This window comes from Nocardia sp. NPDC050408 (genome assembly GCF_044458905.1).
Taxonomy (GTDB): Bacteria; Actinomycetota; Actinomycetes; order Mycobacteriales; family Mycobacteriaceae; genus Nocardia.
Window position 1 is genome coordinate 1 of record NZ_JBITIL010000011.1, and the last position, 17,867, is coordinate 17,867.

At 65.8% G+C, this 17,867-nt stretch carries 12 protein-coding genes; 8 read left to right on the forward strand and 4 right to left on the reverse strand.

The genetic code is table 11. The features are described from left to right. Positions 1-110: 110 nt before the first annotated feature. Both ACIBJI_RS27240 and ACIBJI_RS27245 read right to left on the reverse strand, forming a co-directional pair. Entirely contained in the window at positions 111-983 is an 873-nt protein-coding gene (locus ACIBJI_RS27240; protein ID WP_397086481.1) for a helix-turn-helix domain-containing protein, read from the reverse strand. A gap of 139 nt (positions 984-1,122) precedes the next feature. Next, the gene (locus ACIBJI_RS27245; protein WP_364349542.1) at positions 1,123-1,752 is read right to left on the reverse strand and encodes a DUF4282 domain-containing protein; all 630 of its coding nucleotides are present in this window, start codon (positions 1,750-1,752) and stop codon (positions 1,123-1,125) included. 263 nt (positions 1,753-2,015) lie between these two features. Here ACIBJI_RS27245 and ACIBJI_RS27250 point away from each other — a divergent pair, with 263 nt between their 5' ends. The 3 genes from ACIBJI_RS27250 (at position 2,016) to ACIBJI_RS27260 (ending at position 5,743) form a co-directional block, all read left to right on the forward strand. Beyond that, positions 2,016-2,495 carry a hypothetical protein gene (locus tag ACIBJI_RS27250; RefSeq protein WP_364349539.1) on the forward strand — a complete coding sequence of 160 codons (480 nt, stop codon included), beginning with the start codon at positions 2,016-2,018 and terminating at the stop codon, positions 2,493-2,495. Positions 2,496-2,658: 163 nt separating this feature from the next. Further along, a complete protein-coding gene (locus ACIBJI_RS27255) occupies positions 2,659-4,908 on the forward strand; it encodes a molybdopterin-dependent oxidoreductase (RefSeq protein ID WP_364349536.1) in 2,250 nt (749 codons plus the stop codon). 217 nt (positions 4,909-5,125) lie between these two features. After that, positions 5,126-5,743: a pyridoxamine 5'-phosphate oxidase family protein gene (locus ACIBJI_RS27260; RefSeq protein ID WP_364349533.1), complete on the forward strand. Its 618-nt coding sequence runs from the start codon at positions 5,126-5,128 to the stop codon at positions 5,741-5,743. A gap of 55 nt (positions 5,744-5,798) precedes the next feature. Here ACIBJI_RS27260 and ACIBJI_RS27265 read toward each other — a convergent pair whose 3' ends face one another. Continuing rightward, positions 5,799-6,254: a GtrA family protein gene (locus ACIBJI_RS27265; protein ID WP_364349530.1), complete on the reverse strand. Its 456-nt coding sequence runs from the start codon at positions 6,252-6,254 to the stop codon at positions 5,799-5,801. A 151-nt stretch (positions 6,255-6,405) separates the two neighbouring features. On the opposite strand from ACIBJI_RS27265, the gene ACIBJI_RS27270 reads away from it, so the two are divergent. The 5 genes from ACIBJI_RS27270 (at position 6,406) to ACIBJI_RS27290 (ending at position 16,789) form a co-directional block, all read left to right on the forward strand. Continuing rightward, positions 6,406-7,860, forward strand: a complete 1,455-nt coding sequence (locus tag ACIBJI_RS27270; protein ID WP_364349527.1) for an FAD-binding oxidoreductase — start codon at positions 6,406-6,408, stop codon at positions 7,858-7,860. Continuing rightward, a complete protein-coding gene (locus ACIBJI_RS27275; RefSeq protein WP_062980951.1) occupies positions 7,857-8,618 on the forward strand; it encodes a decaprenylphospho-beta-D-erythro-pentofuranosid-2-ulose 2-reductase in 762 nt (253 codons plus the stop codon). The genes ACIBJI_RS27270 and ACIBJI_RS27275 overlap by 4 nt, the downstream gene beginning before the upstream one ends. A 426-nt stretch (positions 8,619-9,044) precedes the next feature. Continuing rightward, positions 9,045-11,264: an arabinofuranosyltransferase gene (locus ACIBJI_RS27280; protein ID WP_397086649.1), complete on the forward strand. Its 2,220-nt coding sequence runs from the start codon at positions 9,045-9,047 to the stop codon at positions 11,262-11,264. A gap of 229 nt (positions 11,265-11,493) precedes the next feature. Continuing rightward, complete coding sequence (locus ACIBJI_RS27285) at positions 11,494-13,335, forward strand: glycosyl transferase (RefSeq protein ID WP_397086484.1); 1,842 nt, start codon at positions 11,494-11,496, stop codon at positions 13,333-13,335. Positions 13,336-13,393: 58 nt separating this feature from the next. Beyond that, positions 13,394-16,789, forward strand: coding sequence for an arabinosyltransferase domain-containing protein (locus ACIBJI_RS27290; RefSeq protein ID WP_397086486.1), 3,396 nt, complete (start codon positions 13,394-13,396; stop codon positions 16,787-16,789). Positions 16,790-16,874: 85 nt separating this feature from the next. Here the strand turns inward: ACIBJI_RS27290 and ACIBJI_RS27295 are convergent, their stop codons facing one another. Next, positions 16,875-17,864 (reverse strand): pyridoxal-phosphate dependent enzyme, encoded by a 990-nt coding sequence (locus ACIBJI_RS27295; RefSeq protein ID WP_397086488.1) that lies wholly within the window; start codon positions 17,862-17,864, stop codon positions 16,875-16,877. Between the last annotated feature and the right edge of the window lie 3 nt (positions 17,865-17,867).

Sequence of the window (17,867 nt, forward strand, 5' to 3'; positions counted from 1 at the left end):
CCGTCGCCGTGCCGGCGCTTCCTCCGCGCCGGCGCGGGGGGGGGGGGCGGGGGGGCCCCCCCCCCCCCACACCAGGGGGCCGCGAACACGCAGCGCCGAAGGCGCTGCCATTAAACAGAGCCGCGCGCTTCCTCTATGCCTGCGCGCGCATCTACCGCGATCGACTTGATGTTCGCGAAGGCCGTTCGGTAGCGCTCGATTTCGTGATCCTTGTCCAGATATACCGGACCGGTGAACGCCTCGACATAGACCACCGGCGGCTCGCGCAGTTCCGCCTGCGTATCGGCGAATTCGAGTAGTACGAACGGACCCGAATCCATGCCGTCGTGATAGCCGGAGTCCGAGGGCACCAACTGGATTCGCACATTCGGCAGGTCGCACATGCGCCGCAGGTGCGTCAGCTGTTCGACGGTCACCTCGACGCCGCCGACCCGCCGCCACAGCACCGACTCGCTGATCACCACATCCAAATGCAGTGGCGAATCCTTGCGCGTGAGCAACGCCTGCCTGGCCGTACGCAGCTGTACCCGCCGGTCGATTTCGGTCTCGGACGCATCCGGGCGCGCGGACTTCAGTAGCGCGCGGGTGTATGCCTCGGTCTGCAGCAGTCCGGGGATCAGCTCGTTCTCGTAGGTGGCCAGGGCGTGTGCGGCCTCCTCCAGACCGATGTACACCTCGAACCCCTCGGCGATCACATCGCTGTAGCCGGTCCACCATCCCCTGGCCTTGGTCTCCTTGGCCAGTGCGGTCAGCGGTTCGACGAGATCGGTTGGCGCACCGTAGATCTTGCACATGGCCTCGACGTCCAGGCTGCGCAGCGAGGTCTGCCCGGTTTCGATCCGCCAGATCTTGGCCTCGGACCATTCGAGCTGCTGGGCCGCCATCCGAGTGGTCATCCTGGCCCGATTGCGCAGATCACGCAGATGTCGGCCGAGTTGTCTGCGCGGCATGGTCGAGCCGGTCGTGCCCTGCGGTAAAGCCATGGTTCCCCCTCGCGATATCCGAACAGCATTGTTTCACAGTAAATCCGACACGGGCCACGACGAGTGGCCCAGGCACGCCAAAGGCGCAACGGCGACGAATAGGTTCTCGCAGGCGGCGATCCGGCAACTCAGCCCGGTTCTACTTGCGTGCGCCGCGCTTGCGGAAACGCCAGAACTGCACGGCACGAACGTCTTCGGAGAGCTGGTTGACCGGCTCGGCGACGTCCGCGAGCGCCTGGAACAGATCGTCGGCGAGATCGGCGATGTGCTCGACCTTGGTCGCCAGTTTGGACGCGTTCTCCAGGAATTCGAGCAGCAGGCGTACGACGGCCGCGATAGTCAGGCCGAGCGGTATGGCGATCAACGCGGCCAGCACGCCGAGCACCGCGGAGACCTGCCACATCAGCACCGTCAGTGCGATCGGGATGCCGATCGCGAAGGCAAGCCCGAGCATATAGGCAAGGGGCAGTAGCGTCCTGGTCGCCGGACGGTGGAACTGCACGTCGAGCAGGCCGCGGGCGGCATCGGCGGTCCAGGCACGGGGACTTTCGAAGGGTTCGGCCGGTTCGGGCTCCGCCGGGCGCGAGAACCGTTTGGACGCGGTCTCTTTCCAGGCGATCCAGCGTGATTCTGTTTCGAACCCTGCCGATGCCGGCGCGTCGACGCTATTGGCGTCGTCGGCCGCGCCGGTCGAATCGCTTCGTGATGCTGCGTGTCCACCCGTCGCCCGACCGCTCCCCGTCGAATCGCTACCACGATGCTCACTCATATTGCGATCCTTCCCCCAATTCGACGCCCGGCCAATAGGAGTGGGTTCACACAACACGTGCGCCCGCCATGACCCGGGGGCCGATCCCGGAGCCACCGGCACGGCCGATTAAAGGGGTGTCTCGGTGATAGCCGATCACTACCGGGTGAGACGAACCCGACAGTCACCAAGATCTTTTGTACAACCCGTAACGCCCACCCCACCCCGTCCCGATACCACCCACGTATGCAGGACCCAGATCTATCGGGGAATGGAGAAAGACAGTGCGCACCACGTTTCCGACTTCCGCATCGGCGGCAGAGATGACTGCCGCGGCGCAGGACTACATCCAGCGCGGGTGGACGATCGCTGAAACGACCAACGGAATCTGCCTGATCACGGACGAGGATCTGTCGGGTATCGAGATCAGCGGTGAGCTGGCCGGCGAGGTTCGCCGGTTCCTGCGCGCGAACAACCTGACCGGTCCGGTTATCGAGATTCCCGGCGCCGAGCGTCGCGAGATCCACTTGGTCACCGGCCTGCGCAAGGCCGCGATGGCGCTGGAGGCACTGCGCGAGGCGGGAGTCACCGTCTACACCGACGGTGACGGCATCCCGCTGCCGCCCACCCAGCTCACCACCGGCGAGGCTTGCTGGGGCGTGGCTCCCGGCGAGGCGCGCTGGATCCCGCCGGTAGTCGCGATCGGCGCGGCGGTTCGCTCGGCGCTCTCGCGTCGCACGACCGTCAATACCGTCGCCTGCTGAGCTCGTCCACTTAACCGGGCGGGGTCCGCACTGCCCTGACCGACTGAAGACCGGTATCCGTAGGAGTGGATACCGGTCTTTCGTGTTCCGGCTGACGCGGGAAGTTACCGGTCATTGTTGTTTCCTCATGCGCGCAGATCCATCGCGCGCGATGATGGGGGTTATGGCGCAGCTCACTGAAGACTCCCGGACGCTGTTGCGGACCTGCCCGCTATGCGAGGCGGTCTGCGGACTCGAGATCACCCTCGACTCGAACGACCATGTGACCTCGGTTCGTGGGGATCGACAGGATCCGTTCAGCAAGGGATTCATCTGCCCCAAGGGGGCCAGCTTCGGGCATCTCGACGAGGATCCGGACCGGCTGACCGAACCGATGATCCGCGACCGGTCCACCGATACCTGGCGCTGCGCCTCTTGGACCGAGGCATTCGATCTCATCGCCGCACGTTTTCCGGCGATCGTGGCCGAACACGGAAATCAGTCGGCGGCACTGTATCTCGGCAACCCGAACGCGCATACGGTCGCCGGAGCGCTGTATGTGCCGGTGCTGGTTCGCGCCCTCGCCACCAAGAATCTGTTTTCGGCGAGTACCGCCGATCAAATGCCCAAACAGGTGGCGAGCGGGTTGATGTTCGGCGATCCGCTGACCGTGCCGGTGCCGGATCTGGATCGCACCGATTATCTGCTGATGTTGGGGGCGAATCCGCTGGAATCCAACGGATCGCTGTGCACCGCACCGGATTTCCCGGGCCGGTTGAAGGCGCTGCGCAAGCGCGGCGGCAAATTCGTTGTGGTCGACCCGCGGGAAACGCGGACCGCGAAGCTCGCCGATGAGCATCTGTTCATCCGGCCGGGCAGCGATGCTTATCTGTTGTTCGGTGTCGTGCATACGTTGTTCGAACAAGGTCTGACAGATATTCGGCTGGATGTCGCGGGTCTCGACGAAGTTCGTGCGGCCGCCGCGGATTTCACGCCCGAGGTGGTTTCGGCTCGGACCGGAATTCCCGCCGAGACGGTTATCCGGATCGCGCAGGAGTTGGCGGCGGCGCCGACCGCGGCGGTATATGCGCGCATCGGCACCTGCACCGCCGAATTCGGCACGCTGACCCAGTGGTTGGTCGAGGTGCTCAATGTCCTGACCGGCAACCTGGACTCACCCGGCGGTGCCATGTTCGCCAAGGCTGCGGCGGGTGGTATCCCACGCACCAAGCCGTTCCGGACGGGACGCTGGGCCAGCCGGGTGCGCGAGCTGCCCGAGGCAATGGGCGAACTGCCGGTGGCCACCCTGGCCGATGAGATCACCACACCGGGGGCGGGGCAGGTGCGCGCGCTGGTGACCGTCGCGGGTAATCCGGTGCTGTCCGCGCCGAGTGGGGTCCGGTTGGACACGGCCTTCGCGCAGTTGGACTTCATGGTGAGTGTGGACCGGTATCTGAACGAGACCACCCGGCACGCGGATGTGATCCTGCCGCCACCGCGGCCGACGCAATCGCCGCATTACGACTTCGCGTTGCTGCAGTTCGCGGTTCGCAATTACGCGCGGTACTCGCGGCCGCTGGTCCCACTCGGCGACCGGCCTTCGGAGTCGGAGATCCTGGCCAGGCTCGGTGCGGCGCTCACCGGTAAGCCCGCCGGACCGGAAGCGCTGAGCGGCGTCGATGAACTGATCATCGCGGGCATGCTGCACAAGGCGGGTATACCGGAGCGGCGGCCCGAACTCATCGGGTCCAACAGCACCGAGCAGCGCATCGATCTGATGCTGCGGCTCGGACCGTATGGCGAGTGGAATGCCGGTGCGAGCGACGGCCCCGGAGACGGTAGCCTGCGTGACCACGAAGGGCCCCGGGAACACCGAGATCAATACCGCACGCTGAATCTGCAGGTGCTGCTGGACAATCCGCATGGTGTCGATCTCGGACCGCTGCAACCGCGCCTGCCCGGTGTGCTGCGGACGGCGTCCAAGCAGGTGGAATTGGCGCCGCAGCCGCTGCTCGACGATGTCGCGCGGCTGCGGGCCCGGCTCGCCGATGCGGCGCCGGATGTGGTGTTGATCGGCCGGCGGCAACTGCGATCCAACAACAGTTGGATGCACAATATCCCGGCGCTGGTCAGCGGTTCGAATACCTGCACGCTGCATATCAATCCGGCGGATGTGGCGCGGTTGGGGCTCGGCGATACCGCCGTGGTGAAGTCCGCCGCGGGGACGCTGACGGTACCGCTGGAGCCGACCGAGGCGATCATGCCGGGGGTGGTCAGCTTGCCGCACGGTTGGGGACATACCGACAGCACGCAGACGGTGGCCCGGGCGCATGCCGGGGTGAATGCCAATGTGCTGACCGATGATTCGGTGGTGGATGTGCCGTCCGGAAATGCGGTCTTCAACGGCGTTCCGGTGACCCTGACGCCTGCCTGAGCTGTGCTCGATCTGACCGGTCGCGAACTAAAGAATTCCGGCCGGTCGGATTTCAGCTAATCCGTGGAAACCCTTGCGCTAATTATAGATTCAGTGCATTCTCAACATGGATTTTTGCTGTGTTGCCAGACTAAAATGGACAGGATTTCGGTTTAGTCGCGGGCTCAGCGTCGAACCCGTTGCGGTGTGCCGGATTCCAGCTACCAGAGGGGGCGCCATGCCCGGTACACGTTGTGGCAGTGACGGTGAGCAGGAACTACAGGACAGGTACGGCACGCGGGACCGCGCCGAACGCTTCTACCAAGATCAAGTACTCGATCAACTGAACCCGACGATGATCGAATTCATCGCCAGGATGGATATGGCGTTCATCGCCACCGCGGACAAACACGGCGAATGCGACGCAAGCTTCCGCGCTGGCCTGCCCGGCTTTCTGCATGTGATCGACGAACGCACTCTTGCCTATCCGGAATACCGCGGCAACGGCGTGCACGCCAGCCTCGGCAACATCTTGGAGAACCCGCACGTAGGCATCCTGCTAATCGATTTCGTCCAGGATCTGATCGGACTGCACATCAACGGTTCGGCACGAATCGTCGACGACACCGCGCTGCGCCGCAATGTCCCCGAACTACCCGAGAACCTCAAGGGGCGAGCCGCGCAGCATTGGGTGGTGGTCGATGTGGAAGAGGCCTACATCCACTGCCGCAAACACATCCCGCATCTGGCCCCCGCGGCGCGCGAGCAGCGGGAGTGGGGGACGGACAACATCCGGGCGAAGGGTGGCGACTACTTCGGGGCGAAGGCGGCGCGGGCGGACTTGGTGCCGCGGTGATTCGCTGACGGTTCGTCCGCGGTCGAGGGCTGATGAGCTGCGACAGGCCGCAGCTTTAGTGGAGTTTGAAGATGACCAGGCGTTGCACGACGAAGTTGATGACCGTGGCGGTGCCCTGGGCGATGACGAAGGCGAGGGGCTGACGCCACCAGTCGCCGGGGAGCGTGGCGTAGAGCACGGCGTTGATGCCGACCTGGACGGCGAAGGTGACGGCGTACAGGAGCACCACGGCGATGAAGCGGGCGCGGCTCGGGGGCGCCTGGAAGGTCCAGCGGCGATTGATCAGGTAGGCGGTGGTGGTGCCCGCGATGAAGCTGATCGATTTCGCGACGCTGACCGGCAGGCCGATGAGGTTCAACAGGAAGCTGTAGATCCCGTAGTCGACGATGGCCGACAGGCCGCCGGTGAGGGTGAAGCGGACGATCTGCGTCTTCAGGTCGACGTCAGTTCCTGCCGGCTCGTCGACCAAGGGCAGTTCGGCCGGGAGCGGGAGGTGGGGTTCGGCTTGCACGCCGACGAGCGTAACGGGATGCCGCGGGACACGCGGGCCGAGCACCGATTGGACGTTTGTCCGGGGGAACGCGACCGTTGTCGGACCTCACATACCGGTGAGTACGGCGACGCCGACCGGATATCGGCTCATGCATGTAGCCTCTATGCCGATGTCCACGAAAGCTCCGACCGCCACCACAACCGGTAACTCCGGCAATGTCACCGACGGCACCTATGCGCTGCCGACGCAGACCAAGGCATTGACCGGGTGGGGTCGCACCGCACCAACATCTTCCGAAGTGCTCTCGACGAGCGATCCCGAACTGATCGCCAAGGCCGTCGCCATGGTCGCCGAGGACAACGACTCCAAGCCGGCCCACCTGCGTCGCGGCATCATCGCGCGCGGGCTCGGCCGCTCCTATGGCGATCACGCGCAGAACGCGGGCGGCCTCGTCGTCGATATGACGGCGCTGAACAATATCCACCGGATCGACCGGGATACCCGGATCGTCGATGTGGACGGCGGCGTCAGCCTGGACCAGCTCATGAAGGCCGCGCTGCCGTTCGGTCTGTGGGTCCCGGTGCTACCTGGTACACGTCAGGTGACGATCGGCGGCGCCATCGCCTCCGATATCCACGGTAAGAACCATCACAGCGAAGGCAGCTTCGGCAACCACGTACGCTCGATCGAGCTGCTCACCGCCGATGGCCAGGTGCAGCACATCACGCCCAAGCGCAATGCCAAGCTGTTCTGGGCGACCGTCGGGGGCAACGGACTCACCGGCATCATCCTGCGCGCGACCATCGAGATGGTGCCGACCGAGACGGCGTACTTCCTCAACGACGGCGTGAAGACCACCACGCTCGACGAGACCATCGCCGCGCACAGCGACGGCAGCGAGGCCAACTACACCTACTCGAGCGCGTGGTTCGACGTGATCAGTCCGCTGCCGAAGCTCGGCCGGGCCACCATCACCCGCGGCCGCCTCGCCAAGGTCGACGAACTACCCAAGCGCCTGCGTAAAAAGCCGCTGAAATTCGATGCGCCGCAACTGATGACGGTGCCCGATATCTTCCCGAACTGGACCATGAACAAGTTCACGCTCCAGGCCATCGGCGAGGCGTACTACGCCATGGGCGGCAACTACACCGGCAAGGTGCAGAATCTGACGCAGTTCTACCACCCGCTCGACATGATCGCGGAGTGGAACCGCGGCTACGGTTCCAACGGATTCCTGCAGTACCAGTTCGTGGTGCCGACCGAGGCAGTCGAGGAGTTCAAGCGGATCATCATCGATATCCAGGCCTCGGGGCACTACTCGGCGCTGAACGTTTTCAAGCTGTTCGGACCGGGTAACCCGGCACCGCTGAGCTTCCCGATGCCGGGCTGGAACATCTGCGTCGACTTCCCGATCAAGCCGGGTCTGAACGAGTTGGTGAGCGAGCTGGACCGCCGCGTCATGGAGTTCGGCGGGCGGCTGTACACCGCGAAGGATTCACGCACCACCGCGGAGACCTTCCACCAGATGTACCCGCGGATCGACGAGTGGATCAAGATCCGCCGGAGCGTCGATCCCACAGGCGTTTTCATGTCCGATATGGCGAGAAGGCTGGAGCTCCAGTGATTAATGCCGTAGGCAACCCGCAGACCATCCTGCTGCTGGGCGGTACCTCGGAGATCGGTTTGGCGATCTGCGCCGAGTACCTGCGCAAAAGTCCGGCGCGCATCATCCTGGCCGCACTGCCCGGTGATCCGCTGCGCGAGGACGCCGTCTCCGAACTGAAGGCGGCCGGTGCGACGCAGGTCGATGTCATCGACTTCGACGCACTCGATACCGAGAGCCATCCGAAGGTGATCGACGCGGCATGGGAAGGCGGCGATGTGGATGTCGCCATCGTCGCGTTCGCCCTGGACGGCGATCCGGAAGAGCTGTGGCAGAACCAGCGCAAGGCCGTGCAGGTCGCCGGAATCAATTACACCGCGGCGGTTTCGGTCGGTGTGCTGGTCGGCGAGAAGATGAAGAAGCAGGGCTTCGGGCGGATCATCGCGATGTCCTCGGTGGCCGGTGAGCGGGTGCGTCGCTCGAACTTCGTCTACGGCTCTACCAAGGCCGGGTTGGACGGCTTCTACCTCGGACTCGGCGAGGCACTGCGTCCGTACGGCCCCCGCGTGCTGGTGATCCGGCCTGGCATGGTGCGGACCAGGTTCTCCGCGCACGTCAAAGAGGCTCCGCTCACCGTCAATAAGGAAGATATCGCGGCGCTGGCGGTTTCGGCGTCGCAGCGGGGCAAGGAGCTCGTCTGGGCGCCCGGTACCTTCCGCTTCGTGATGATGATCCTGCGCCACATCCCGCGCCCGATCTTCCGCAAGCTGCCCATCTGATTTCCCCGAGCCGCACTTCGTCGACCGCGTCCCGTTGCGCGGCACGAGTGCGGCTCGTTCATATCCGCGATGCGATCCGGTCGATACCATCGACCCGGCTCCACGGCATGACGCCGAACTGATGCGGCCCATCCGCGACCCCCGAAGTTCGGCCCTGCTCCTGCGCAGGCGGACGACGTGGCAGGTTCGGAGCCGAGCTGATCATGGTCGACCTGGATACGGAGGCTTGGTGCGAGTGAGCGACTACCTGCGGACAACTCGCCGCCGGATCCCCGGCGATCAGCGCCGTGCGAGGCTTTGCCGACGGCCGGGCGGCGTCGGCACGACAGGTGTCGCGGACCGCGCATCGCTGGGCTTCGGCATCGCCCGACTGGCCGCAGACCCGGCGCACCGCATCGAAGATGGAGGACTCCGTTGAGCACCGTAATGACAGAGCGCTCCGGGGAGTCGGTGCCGACGCGCGGACGGGGAACCCTATTGATCCGGCATATCGGCTCCGGGGTGGGCGAAGCGGTGCTGGCCGCAGCGGTCGCGGCCGTGGTGGCTGCCGTTGGGCTGGTGGCGTTTTCGATGGTGCAGTGGCCCGCATTCAACTCGTCCAATGTGACGAGGTCGTTGACCACGGTCGGACAGGTCGGGGCCGCCGTGCTGCTCGGCGTGGCGATCTGGCTGGTGCGGACGCGGCGGTGGCCGTGGCTGGCGAAACTGCTGTCCTGGATCGGGATTTCAACGTTCGTCACGGTGACGTTGGGGATGCCGCTGGCGGCGACCAAGCTGTACCTGTTCGGCGTTTCGGTGGATCAGGAGTTCCGCACCGAATATCTGACACGGCTCACCGATAGCGCTGCGCTGCACGATATGACCTACGCCGACCTGCCGCCGTTCTATCCAGCCGGCTGGTTCTGGATCGGCGGTCGGGTGGCGAATGTGCTCGGGATGGACGGCTGGGAGGCGTTCAAGCCGTACGCCATCGGGTCGCTCACGGTGGTCGCGGTTATCGCACTCGTATTGTGGTCCAAGCTGATTCGCCCCGACTGGGCGATCGGGGTCAGTGCCGCGACGACCGCGGTGACGGTGGCCTATGCCGCGCCGGAGGCCTACAGCGCGGTTATCGTGCTGCTGCTGCCGCCCGCGTTGATTCTCGCGTGGGGTGCGCTGTACCGGCCGCTCGAGCGGTCGGCTACTTCCGCGGGTACTGCGGCATCGAGCGGAGCTGGCGCGTCAGGGGATGCAGCAGCCTCAGCTGGCGCCAGCGGAGCGGACAGTGGTGCGGCAGTCGGCACCGCTACCTCAGATGCCGCCAATTCAGCCAATGCCACCACCTCGGGCGCTGCCGCCACCTCAGGCCCTGCCGTCGCCTCTGGTGACGAAGCCGCAGCGGGCGGCGGCGCGGCGGCAGTCGGCACCGCTGCGGCCAGCGGAGCCGAAACGGCAGGGGGCTGGGGCGCGGTTATCGGGGCCGGACTGTTCCTTGGGATGGCGGCGTCGTTCTACACGTTGTATTTCGCGGTGGCGGCATTCGCTGTCGCGCTGATGGGGCTGCTTTCGGCGGGGCTCGCGGTGCGGGCACAGCGGGTGGCGAACCGAGCGCAACGCGGCGGGGCGGGTGCGGTGTGGCGGGCGGTTGTGCCGCCGCTGGTTCGGCTGGTTGTCATCGCGGCGATCGCGGGCCTGGTGGCACTGGTCGTCTGGCTGCCGTTCGTATTGAAGATGCTCAGCGGGACGATGCCGAGTTCGGGGACGGCATTCCACTATCTGCCCGAAGGCGGGGCGCAATTGCCGTTGCCGATGGCGGAGTTCTCGCTTTCCGGGGCGTTCTTCCTGCTCGGGACGGTGTGGCTGGTGCTGCGGGTGGCGTCGTCGCGGCGGGCGCAGGCGCTCGGGATCGGCGTGGTGGCGATCTACCTGTGGTGTCTGCTGTCGATGACGGCGACCGCGGCGGGTACGACCCTGCTCTCCTTCCGGTTGACGCCCGTGCTCGAAGTGCTGCTGGCGGCAGCCGGAGCATTCGGCTTCGTCGAGGGTGCGCGGGCGGCCTACCAGGCATTCAATGAGCCGGGGCGATTCAAGTTCGCCGTTGTGGTGGTCGCCACAGTCGGCGCGCTCGCGTTCACTCAGGACATTCCACAGGTGCTGAAGCCGGAGATCACCACCGCCTATACCGATACCGACGGCAACGGTGAGCGCGCCGACAAGCGCGCACCAGGCGCGGCGTCGTACTACCGCGAAATCGATGCGGCACTACTCGCACAGACCGGCCGTCCCCGCTCGGATTCAGTGGTCCTCACGGCCGACACCAGCTTCCTGTCCTTCTACCCGTACTACGGCTTCCAGGCGCTCACTTCGCACTATGCGAACCCCTTGGCCGATTTCGCGGGCCGCGCCGCCACCATCGAGTCGTGGAGCAAGCTGAATTCCTCCGCCGCCCTGGTGGACGCACTCGGCAAGAGCCCGTGGCGCGCACCGGACGCCTTCCTCTTCCGCAGCAGCGACGATGCCTACACCCTGCGCCTGGCCAAGGACGTCTACCCGAACGATCCCAATGTGAAGCGCTACACCGTGAGCTTCCCCAAGGAGCTCTTCGCGGACCCGCACTTCACCACGACCAATATCGGCCCTTTCACCTTGGTCGTCGTCAATCGTTGACTCCGTCCCCCGACTCATCGGCGCGGCCGGTGTGCTCGCTCGACGCATGATTTCGCGAGGATATGGGTAACTTCGTCGGGTACCGGCTAACCCAGCCAGCCCCTGACCCGCGGCCTCCAATGGCACTCGAGTCCGGGTCTGAAGGCACGGGAGAGGCGGGGCAGTTCACAGGGAATTCGGTTACGGTGGATCGCTGATCTGACTGACCATTGACTGGGAGAAGTTTGTTTTGCGGGTCGAGGCACCACCGGCAGTAGGCGTCGTCACAAGGGGATCGACACCGGCTGGCGAGGCCAGACCCGAGCAGCGCACCGCCAAGCGGAGACGGATTCGGGTCAACCGGAGTGATCTGGTCGCCTCGGTGACCTATCTCGCATCGGCCGTCACGGTGCTATCGGGACAGTGGCGCGATACACACAGCGGGTACCTGATCAAGAGCGGTCAGGACCAGACCATGTGGGAGTGGTTCTTCGCGGTCACCGCGCATTCGGTGGCACATCTACACAATCCGCTCGGCACGAATCTGCAGAACTTCCCGGCCGGGGTGAACATGATGGCCAATACGGCCATGTTCGGGGTCGGGGTGCCGTTGACACCGGTGACCCTGCTGTTCGGTCCGACCGTCACCTTCGTGCTCGTCCTCACCCTCGGCTTGGCCTCCACCGCGTTCGCCTGGTACTGGCTGTTCTCCCGGGAATTGGTGCAGTCCCGGCTGGCCGCCGGGATCGGCGGCCTGTTCTGCGGTTTCGCGCCCGCGATGATCTCCCATGCCAACGCCCACCCGAATTTCGTGCTGCTGGCACTGCTTCCGGTCATCGCACTGCTGTTGATCCGCATCGCGCGTCGTGCGACAGCTGCGGATACGACCGGGCCGCGCAGGCGAGTTCGCGATGCCGTCGCACTTGCCCTGCTGGTAGCGACGCAGATCGCGCTCGGCGAGGAACCGCTGCTGATCTTCGCGCTCGCCTTCGGACTATTCGGTGTCGTGTACTACCTGCGCACCCCGCGCGCCGGCTGGCGGGTTGTGCGGGCGCTCGCCCCGACCGTCGGATCGGCGGCGGTGATCACCTTGATGCTCACCGAAATTCCGCTGTGGTGGCAGTTCTTCGGACCGCAGAGCTATCGCTCGATCGACCACGGGCCGATGGGCAACGATCTGAAGGCCATCGTGCAGTTCCCCGCCGAATCACTCGGCGGCATGTTCGCGCCCGGCCAGTACGTGGCCATCAACGACACCGAGCAGAACGCCTATTTCGGCTGGCCACTGCTGCTGTTGCTGCTCGTCACGGTGGCACTGCTGTGGCGCGATCGGGTGGTCCGCGCCGCGGCCGCGGTGATGGTGGTCTTCGGGGTGCTGTCGCTGGGTGCGGTGGCCATGTTCGGCAAGCAGTCGACCGGGATCGAATTGCCTTGGCGCTGGGCCGAAAAGATCCCGCTGCTCAATACCGTGCTGGAGACCCGGCTGACCATGGCCGCGATTCCGGCCATCGCGGCGGTGCTGGCCTTGGCGACCCAGCGGGCGGTCACCTGGTGGCGGCAGTCGCCGGTCGACTGGCGCCCGCTCGCCTGGTTCCCGGCACTCGCCCTGGCCCTGGTTCCGCTTATCCCGACTGTCCTTCCGGTGGTCGAGCGCGCGCCGACGCCGGAATTCTTCGCCGAGGGGACGGTAAAGCAGTACGTGAGCGGCGGTTCGGTGGTTCTGGTGCCGCCGCCGCGCCCCGCCGGGGCGGTGGCCTTGCGCTGGCAGGCCGACGCCGGTTTCGATTTCCCGCTCGCCGGAGGCTATTTCGTCGGCCCCACCGGTGCGAACAAGAAGGGCATCTACGGACCGGACTTCCGCCCGACCACCGCCCTGCTCGTCGGTGCACTGGACACCGGTGTCGTCCCACCCATCGACGCCGACACCCGCGCGCAGGCACTCGACGATCTGCGCTTCTGGCAGGCCGACGTGGTGGTCCTGCCCACGACCAAGAACTCCGAGGCGCTACGCACCACCGTGACGCAACTGCTCGATATGGCGCCGCGCCAGGTCGATGACGTGTGGCTCTGGGACGTCCGGCCGCTGCGGTAGCACCGTGGATCATCTCGGTGGCGAGCGTCACCGATGCGGGTGGCTAGCATGGTCCCTCGTGCGACCGGACCGAACTTCTGCAGCGTTCACCCGCAACCGCCTGATCGCCCTCGTCTCCGGGTTGCTCGGATTCGTATTGGCACTGTTGACGCCGTTGCTTCCGGTGAAACAGGATCAGGCCGCGCTCGACTGGCCCCAGGCGGGCAGTGCAAGTGTCGAAGCGCCGCTGGTTTCCTATGTGCCGCTGCGACTGGATGCGACGCTGCCGTGCTCGGTTTTGACCGCGGCGGGATCAGGCACGGTGCTGTCGACCATTCCGCACGCCTCGAGTCAGGCCAGCGCGAAGGGACTGATCGTCTCGATCACCGACGGCACGCTCGCGGTGCTGCAGCGTGATGTGCCGCTGCTGTCCGCGCCGGTCGCGGAAATCACCGGGTGCGAGTCCGTCACCATCAGTACGACGGCGGCCGCGACGTCGGTCGAATTCGTCGGTGCGAAGCGCCAGGACGGTACGCCCTTCCGCAACACCATCACCCGCGATATCCGCCCGCAGGTGGTCGGCGTCTACACCGATCTGGATGCCACGAAGCTCGACGGCGCGAAGCTGCACGCCGATATCGATTCCCGCTTCTCCTCGACTCCGTCCGCGCTGAAGCTCGGTGCGATGATCGTCGCGGCGATCTGCACGATCATCGCGCTGGTTGCATTGCACCTGCTCGACAATGCCGACGGTCGCCGGGCGCGCCGGTTCCTGCCCGCGCATTGGTGGCGGTTCACCCTCGCCGATGCGGCGATACTCGGCATCCTGGTGCTGTGGCATTTCATCGGCGCGAACACCTCCGACGACGGCTACATCCTGAATATGGCTCGCGTCTCGGAGCATTCCGGGTACATGGCCAACTACTACCGTTGGTTCGCGGTGCCCGAGGCGCCGTTCGGCTGGTCCTACGAGGTGCTCGCCTGGATGACCAAGGTCTCCGACGCCAGCCCATGGATGCGGCTTCCCACACTGGCCGCCGGAATCGTGTGCTGGATGGTGATCAGCCGAGAGGTGCTGCCGCGCTTGGGCGCGCGGGTGCGCAGGCACAGGGTGGCACTGTGGACGGCCGGTCTGGTCTTCCTCGCCTTCTGGCTGCCCTATGACAACGGGTTGCGGCCCGAACCGCTTATCGCCGCGGGTGCGCTGCTGACCTGGTGCTCGATCGAACGGGCCATCGCGACCGGACGGCTGCTGCCCGCCGCGGTCGGTGTGCTGATCGCCGCGTTCTCGCTGGCTGCCGGTCCCACAGGGTTGATCTGCGTGGCGGCGCTGATCGCGGGTTCGCGGCCGGTGCTGCAGATCATTATTCGGCGGGCGCGTGATGCGGCGGGCACGCTGGCGGCACCGGATGCTGAGCGCGCCGGGAACCGGCCCCAGCCGGTTTCCGCAGGCAGCGCGAATTCGGTTGGGAGCGAAGGCGGATCGGATGCCGAGCAACCGACGGCCGTCGCTCTTCAGCGAGACCACAGTACGTCGCGCCTGGCCACTGTCTTCCGTTATGCGGCGCTGCTGGCACCTGGGCTAGCCGCGGGAACTCTCGTGCTGATCGTGGTTTTCGCCGATCAGACGCTGGCGACGGTCATGGAAGCCACCCGGGTGCGCACCCTCGTCGGGCCGAATGTGGCCTGGTTCGACGAGCGGACGCGGTGGGATTCGCTGCTGATGCTCTCGCCTGACGGGTCGCTGGCGCGGCGGTTCGGTGTGCTGGTCATGCTGCTGTGCCTGCTGGTGTGTGTGCTGCAGGTGCTGCGCAAGGGGCGGATCCCGGGGACCTCGCGTGGACCGTCGGTGCGGATTCTGGGCATCGTCTTCGCCTCACTGCTGCTGATGATGTTCACGCCGACCAAATGGACCCACCACTTCGGTGTTTACGCCGGGCTGGCCGGGTCGCTGGCGGCGCTGGCGGCGGTTGCGGTGGGCACCAATGGGATTCGCTCGCCACGCAACCGGGCACTGTTCGCGGCGGCCGTGCTGTTCCTGCTGGCGATCACGTTCACCGGATCCAATGGTTGGTGGTACGTATCCAGTTACGGTGTGCCGTGGTGGGACAAGGCGCCGCTGGTCGCGGGTAAGGGCCTGTCCACGCTGTTCCTCGGGCTCAGCGGAGTGGCGCTGATCGTCGCGGTGTGGCTGCACTATCGCGAGCCGTACCGCGAGAAGACCGATGCGCCACGCCATTTCGAGCGTTACGCCTCCGCGCCGTTGACGATCGCGGCGGCGCTACTCGTGCTGTTCGAGGTGGCGTCGCTGGCCAAGGCGGCGGTCACGCAGTACCCGGCGTACTCGATCGCCAAGTCGAATCTCGAATCGCTGAGCGGCAATACCTGTGCACTCGCCAACGAGGTGCTGGTGGAGACCGATACCGCGAATTCGCTGCTGCTTCCCTACACCGGCTCCCCCGCCGACGGATTGTCCGCGGAATCGAAGGGATTCACGCCCAACGGCGTGGCCGCCGACCTCACCGCCGATGCCGAGGAAACGGTCACCGGCGGTGCGAATTCGGTGAACAAGGATTCGAAGAACAAGACCACCAATACAACCGGTGCGGGCACCGGCGGCGGCAGCAGTCAGCAGGCCGGAATCAACGGCAGCACAGTGTCATTGCCGTTCGGCCTGGATTCGGCACGAACCCCGATCATGGGCAGCTACCAGGAGGGGGCCGATCAGCAGCAGGCCGAACTCACCTCGCAGTGGTACCGCCTCGATCTGACCGACAGCATGCGCAACGATCCGGCCTACCAGGTTCTCGCCATTACCGCGGCGGGCCGGATCCGCTCGGTCGACGCCGACGGCGTGCTCACCTACGGACAGGAGCTGCACCTGGAGTACGGCGTGCGCGCAGCGGACGGCGAGGTGCAGACGCTCGGTTCGGTGGATCCGCTCGATATCGGCCCCGCACCGTCCTGGCGCAATCTCCGTGTGCCACTGGACAAGTTGCCCGCCGGAGTGAATGCGGTGCGTTTGGTCGCGGTCGACAACGACATCACCCAGAAGCAGTGGTTGGCCATCACCCCGCCCCGGCTGCCGCATCTGGCCACGCTGAATTCCGTTGTCGGCGAAACCGCTCCGGTCCTGCTGGATTGGCACGTCGGCCTGGCATTCCCCTGCCAGCGCCCGTTCGACCACCACGACGGCGTCGCCGAGGTCCCCAAGTGGCGGATCCTGCCCGACCGCGTCGGCTCCGATGCCTCCAACGCCTGGCAGGACGATATCGGCGGCGGCCCCCTCGGCTGGACCGGTCTACTCCTGAAATCCCAGACCATCCCCACCTACCTCGGCCACAACTGGACCCGAGACTGGGGCTCCCTGGAACAATTCACCCCCTACGACACCACCGCCACCCCCGCGACCATCGCCACCACCGTGAAATCCATCAACGGCTGGAAGAAATCGGACCCGATCCGAGCCCGATAGCCCACTACGCGAAGGGCATTCCAGGGCTAGGGGATGAGAACTTCCGGTCCGACCTGCTCGCTCGCCGGGGCCCGCGACGGATCGATCAGCCGACTAGGTCGCTGGGATCGGTATTGGCTCCACACAGCACGACACCGATTCGTTCACCGTCGCGTGGCTGGTATGCCCGGGTTGCCAGCGCCGCCAAGCCGGTCGCCGAGCCGTGTTCGACGACGAGTCGATACCGCTCCCACAGCTGCCGCCGCGCCCGTACGATCGCTTCGTCGTCGACGACTACCGAGCGCACGTCTGTGGCCTTGGCCCAGGCCAGCGCGGCAGCGGAAACCCTTGGCGCGCCGAGAGAATCGGCCGCGATGGAATCCACGTCCACGTCGAGCACCGTATCGGCAGCCAATGCGGCATTGAGCGCCCGGCTGCCATCGGGTTCCGTGCCGACCACCCGAATGCCGAAATGGTCGGCGACCGCGGCGATTCCGGAGAACATGCCGCCCGCGCCAACCGCGAGGACGATTGTGTCCAACCCAGCAACCGCGTCAACGAATTCGAGCAGAATGGTGCCAGCGCCAGCCGAGGTCAGGGTGTCGTCGTAGGTGTAGGCGTCGATCGCACCGGTGCCGGCCATGAACTCGTGGGCGGATTCCCTTGCGTGGTCCTGCGTTTCGCCTGACAACCGAACCTCAGCGCCCAAAGCACGCAGCCGCGCCACCTTGGCCCGACGCGTTGAACCGGCCAGGAAGACCGTCGCCGGCACGTCGAATACCCTTGCCGCCCAAGCGAATCCGATATCGGCATTGGCGCCGGTAGCGGACACGATACCGGCATCCGGCATGGTCCCGTTTTCGATCAGTACCGCCATCAGGTTGGCCGCGCCGCGAGCCTTGAAAGATCCAGTGTGCTGCAGGAATTCGAGTCCCAGGAAAATCTCGGCGCCGCCCGTCTCGGTCGACGGCCGGAGGGAGCCGGCCGCCTGCTCGTCATCCGATTGCCTGCCCATCGGCGCGATGGTCAAGGGCCGCACTATACCGGCAATACGGTCGGCGGCCGCCTCGACCTCACCAAAGGTAGGAGTGCGCATCCG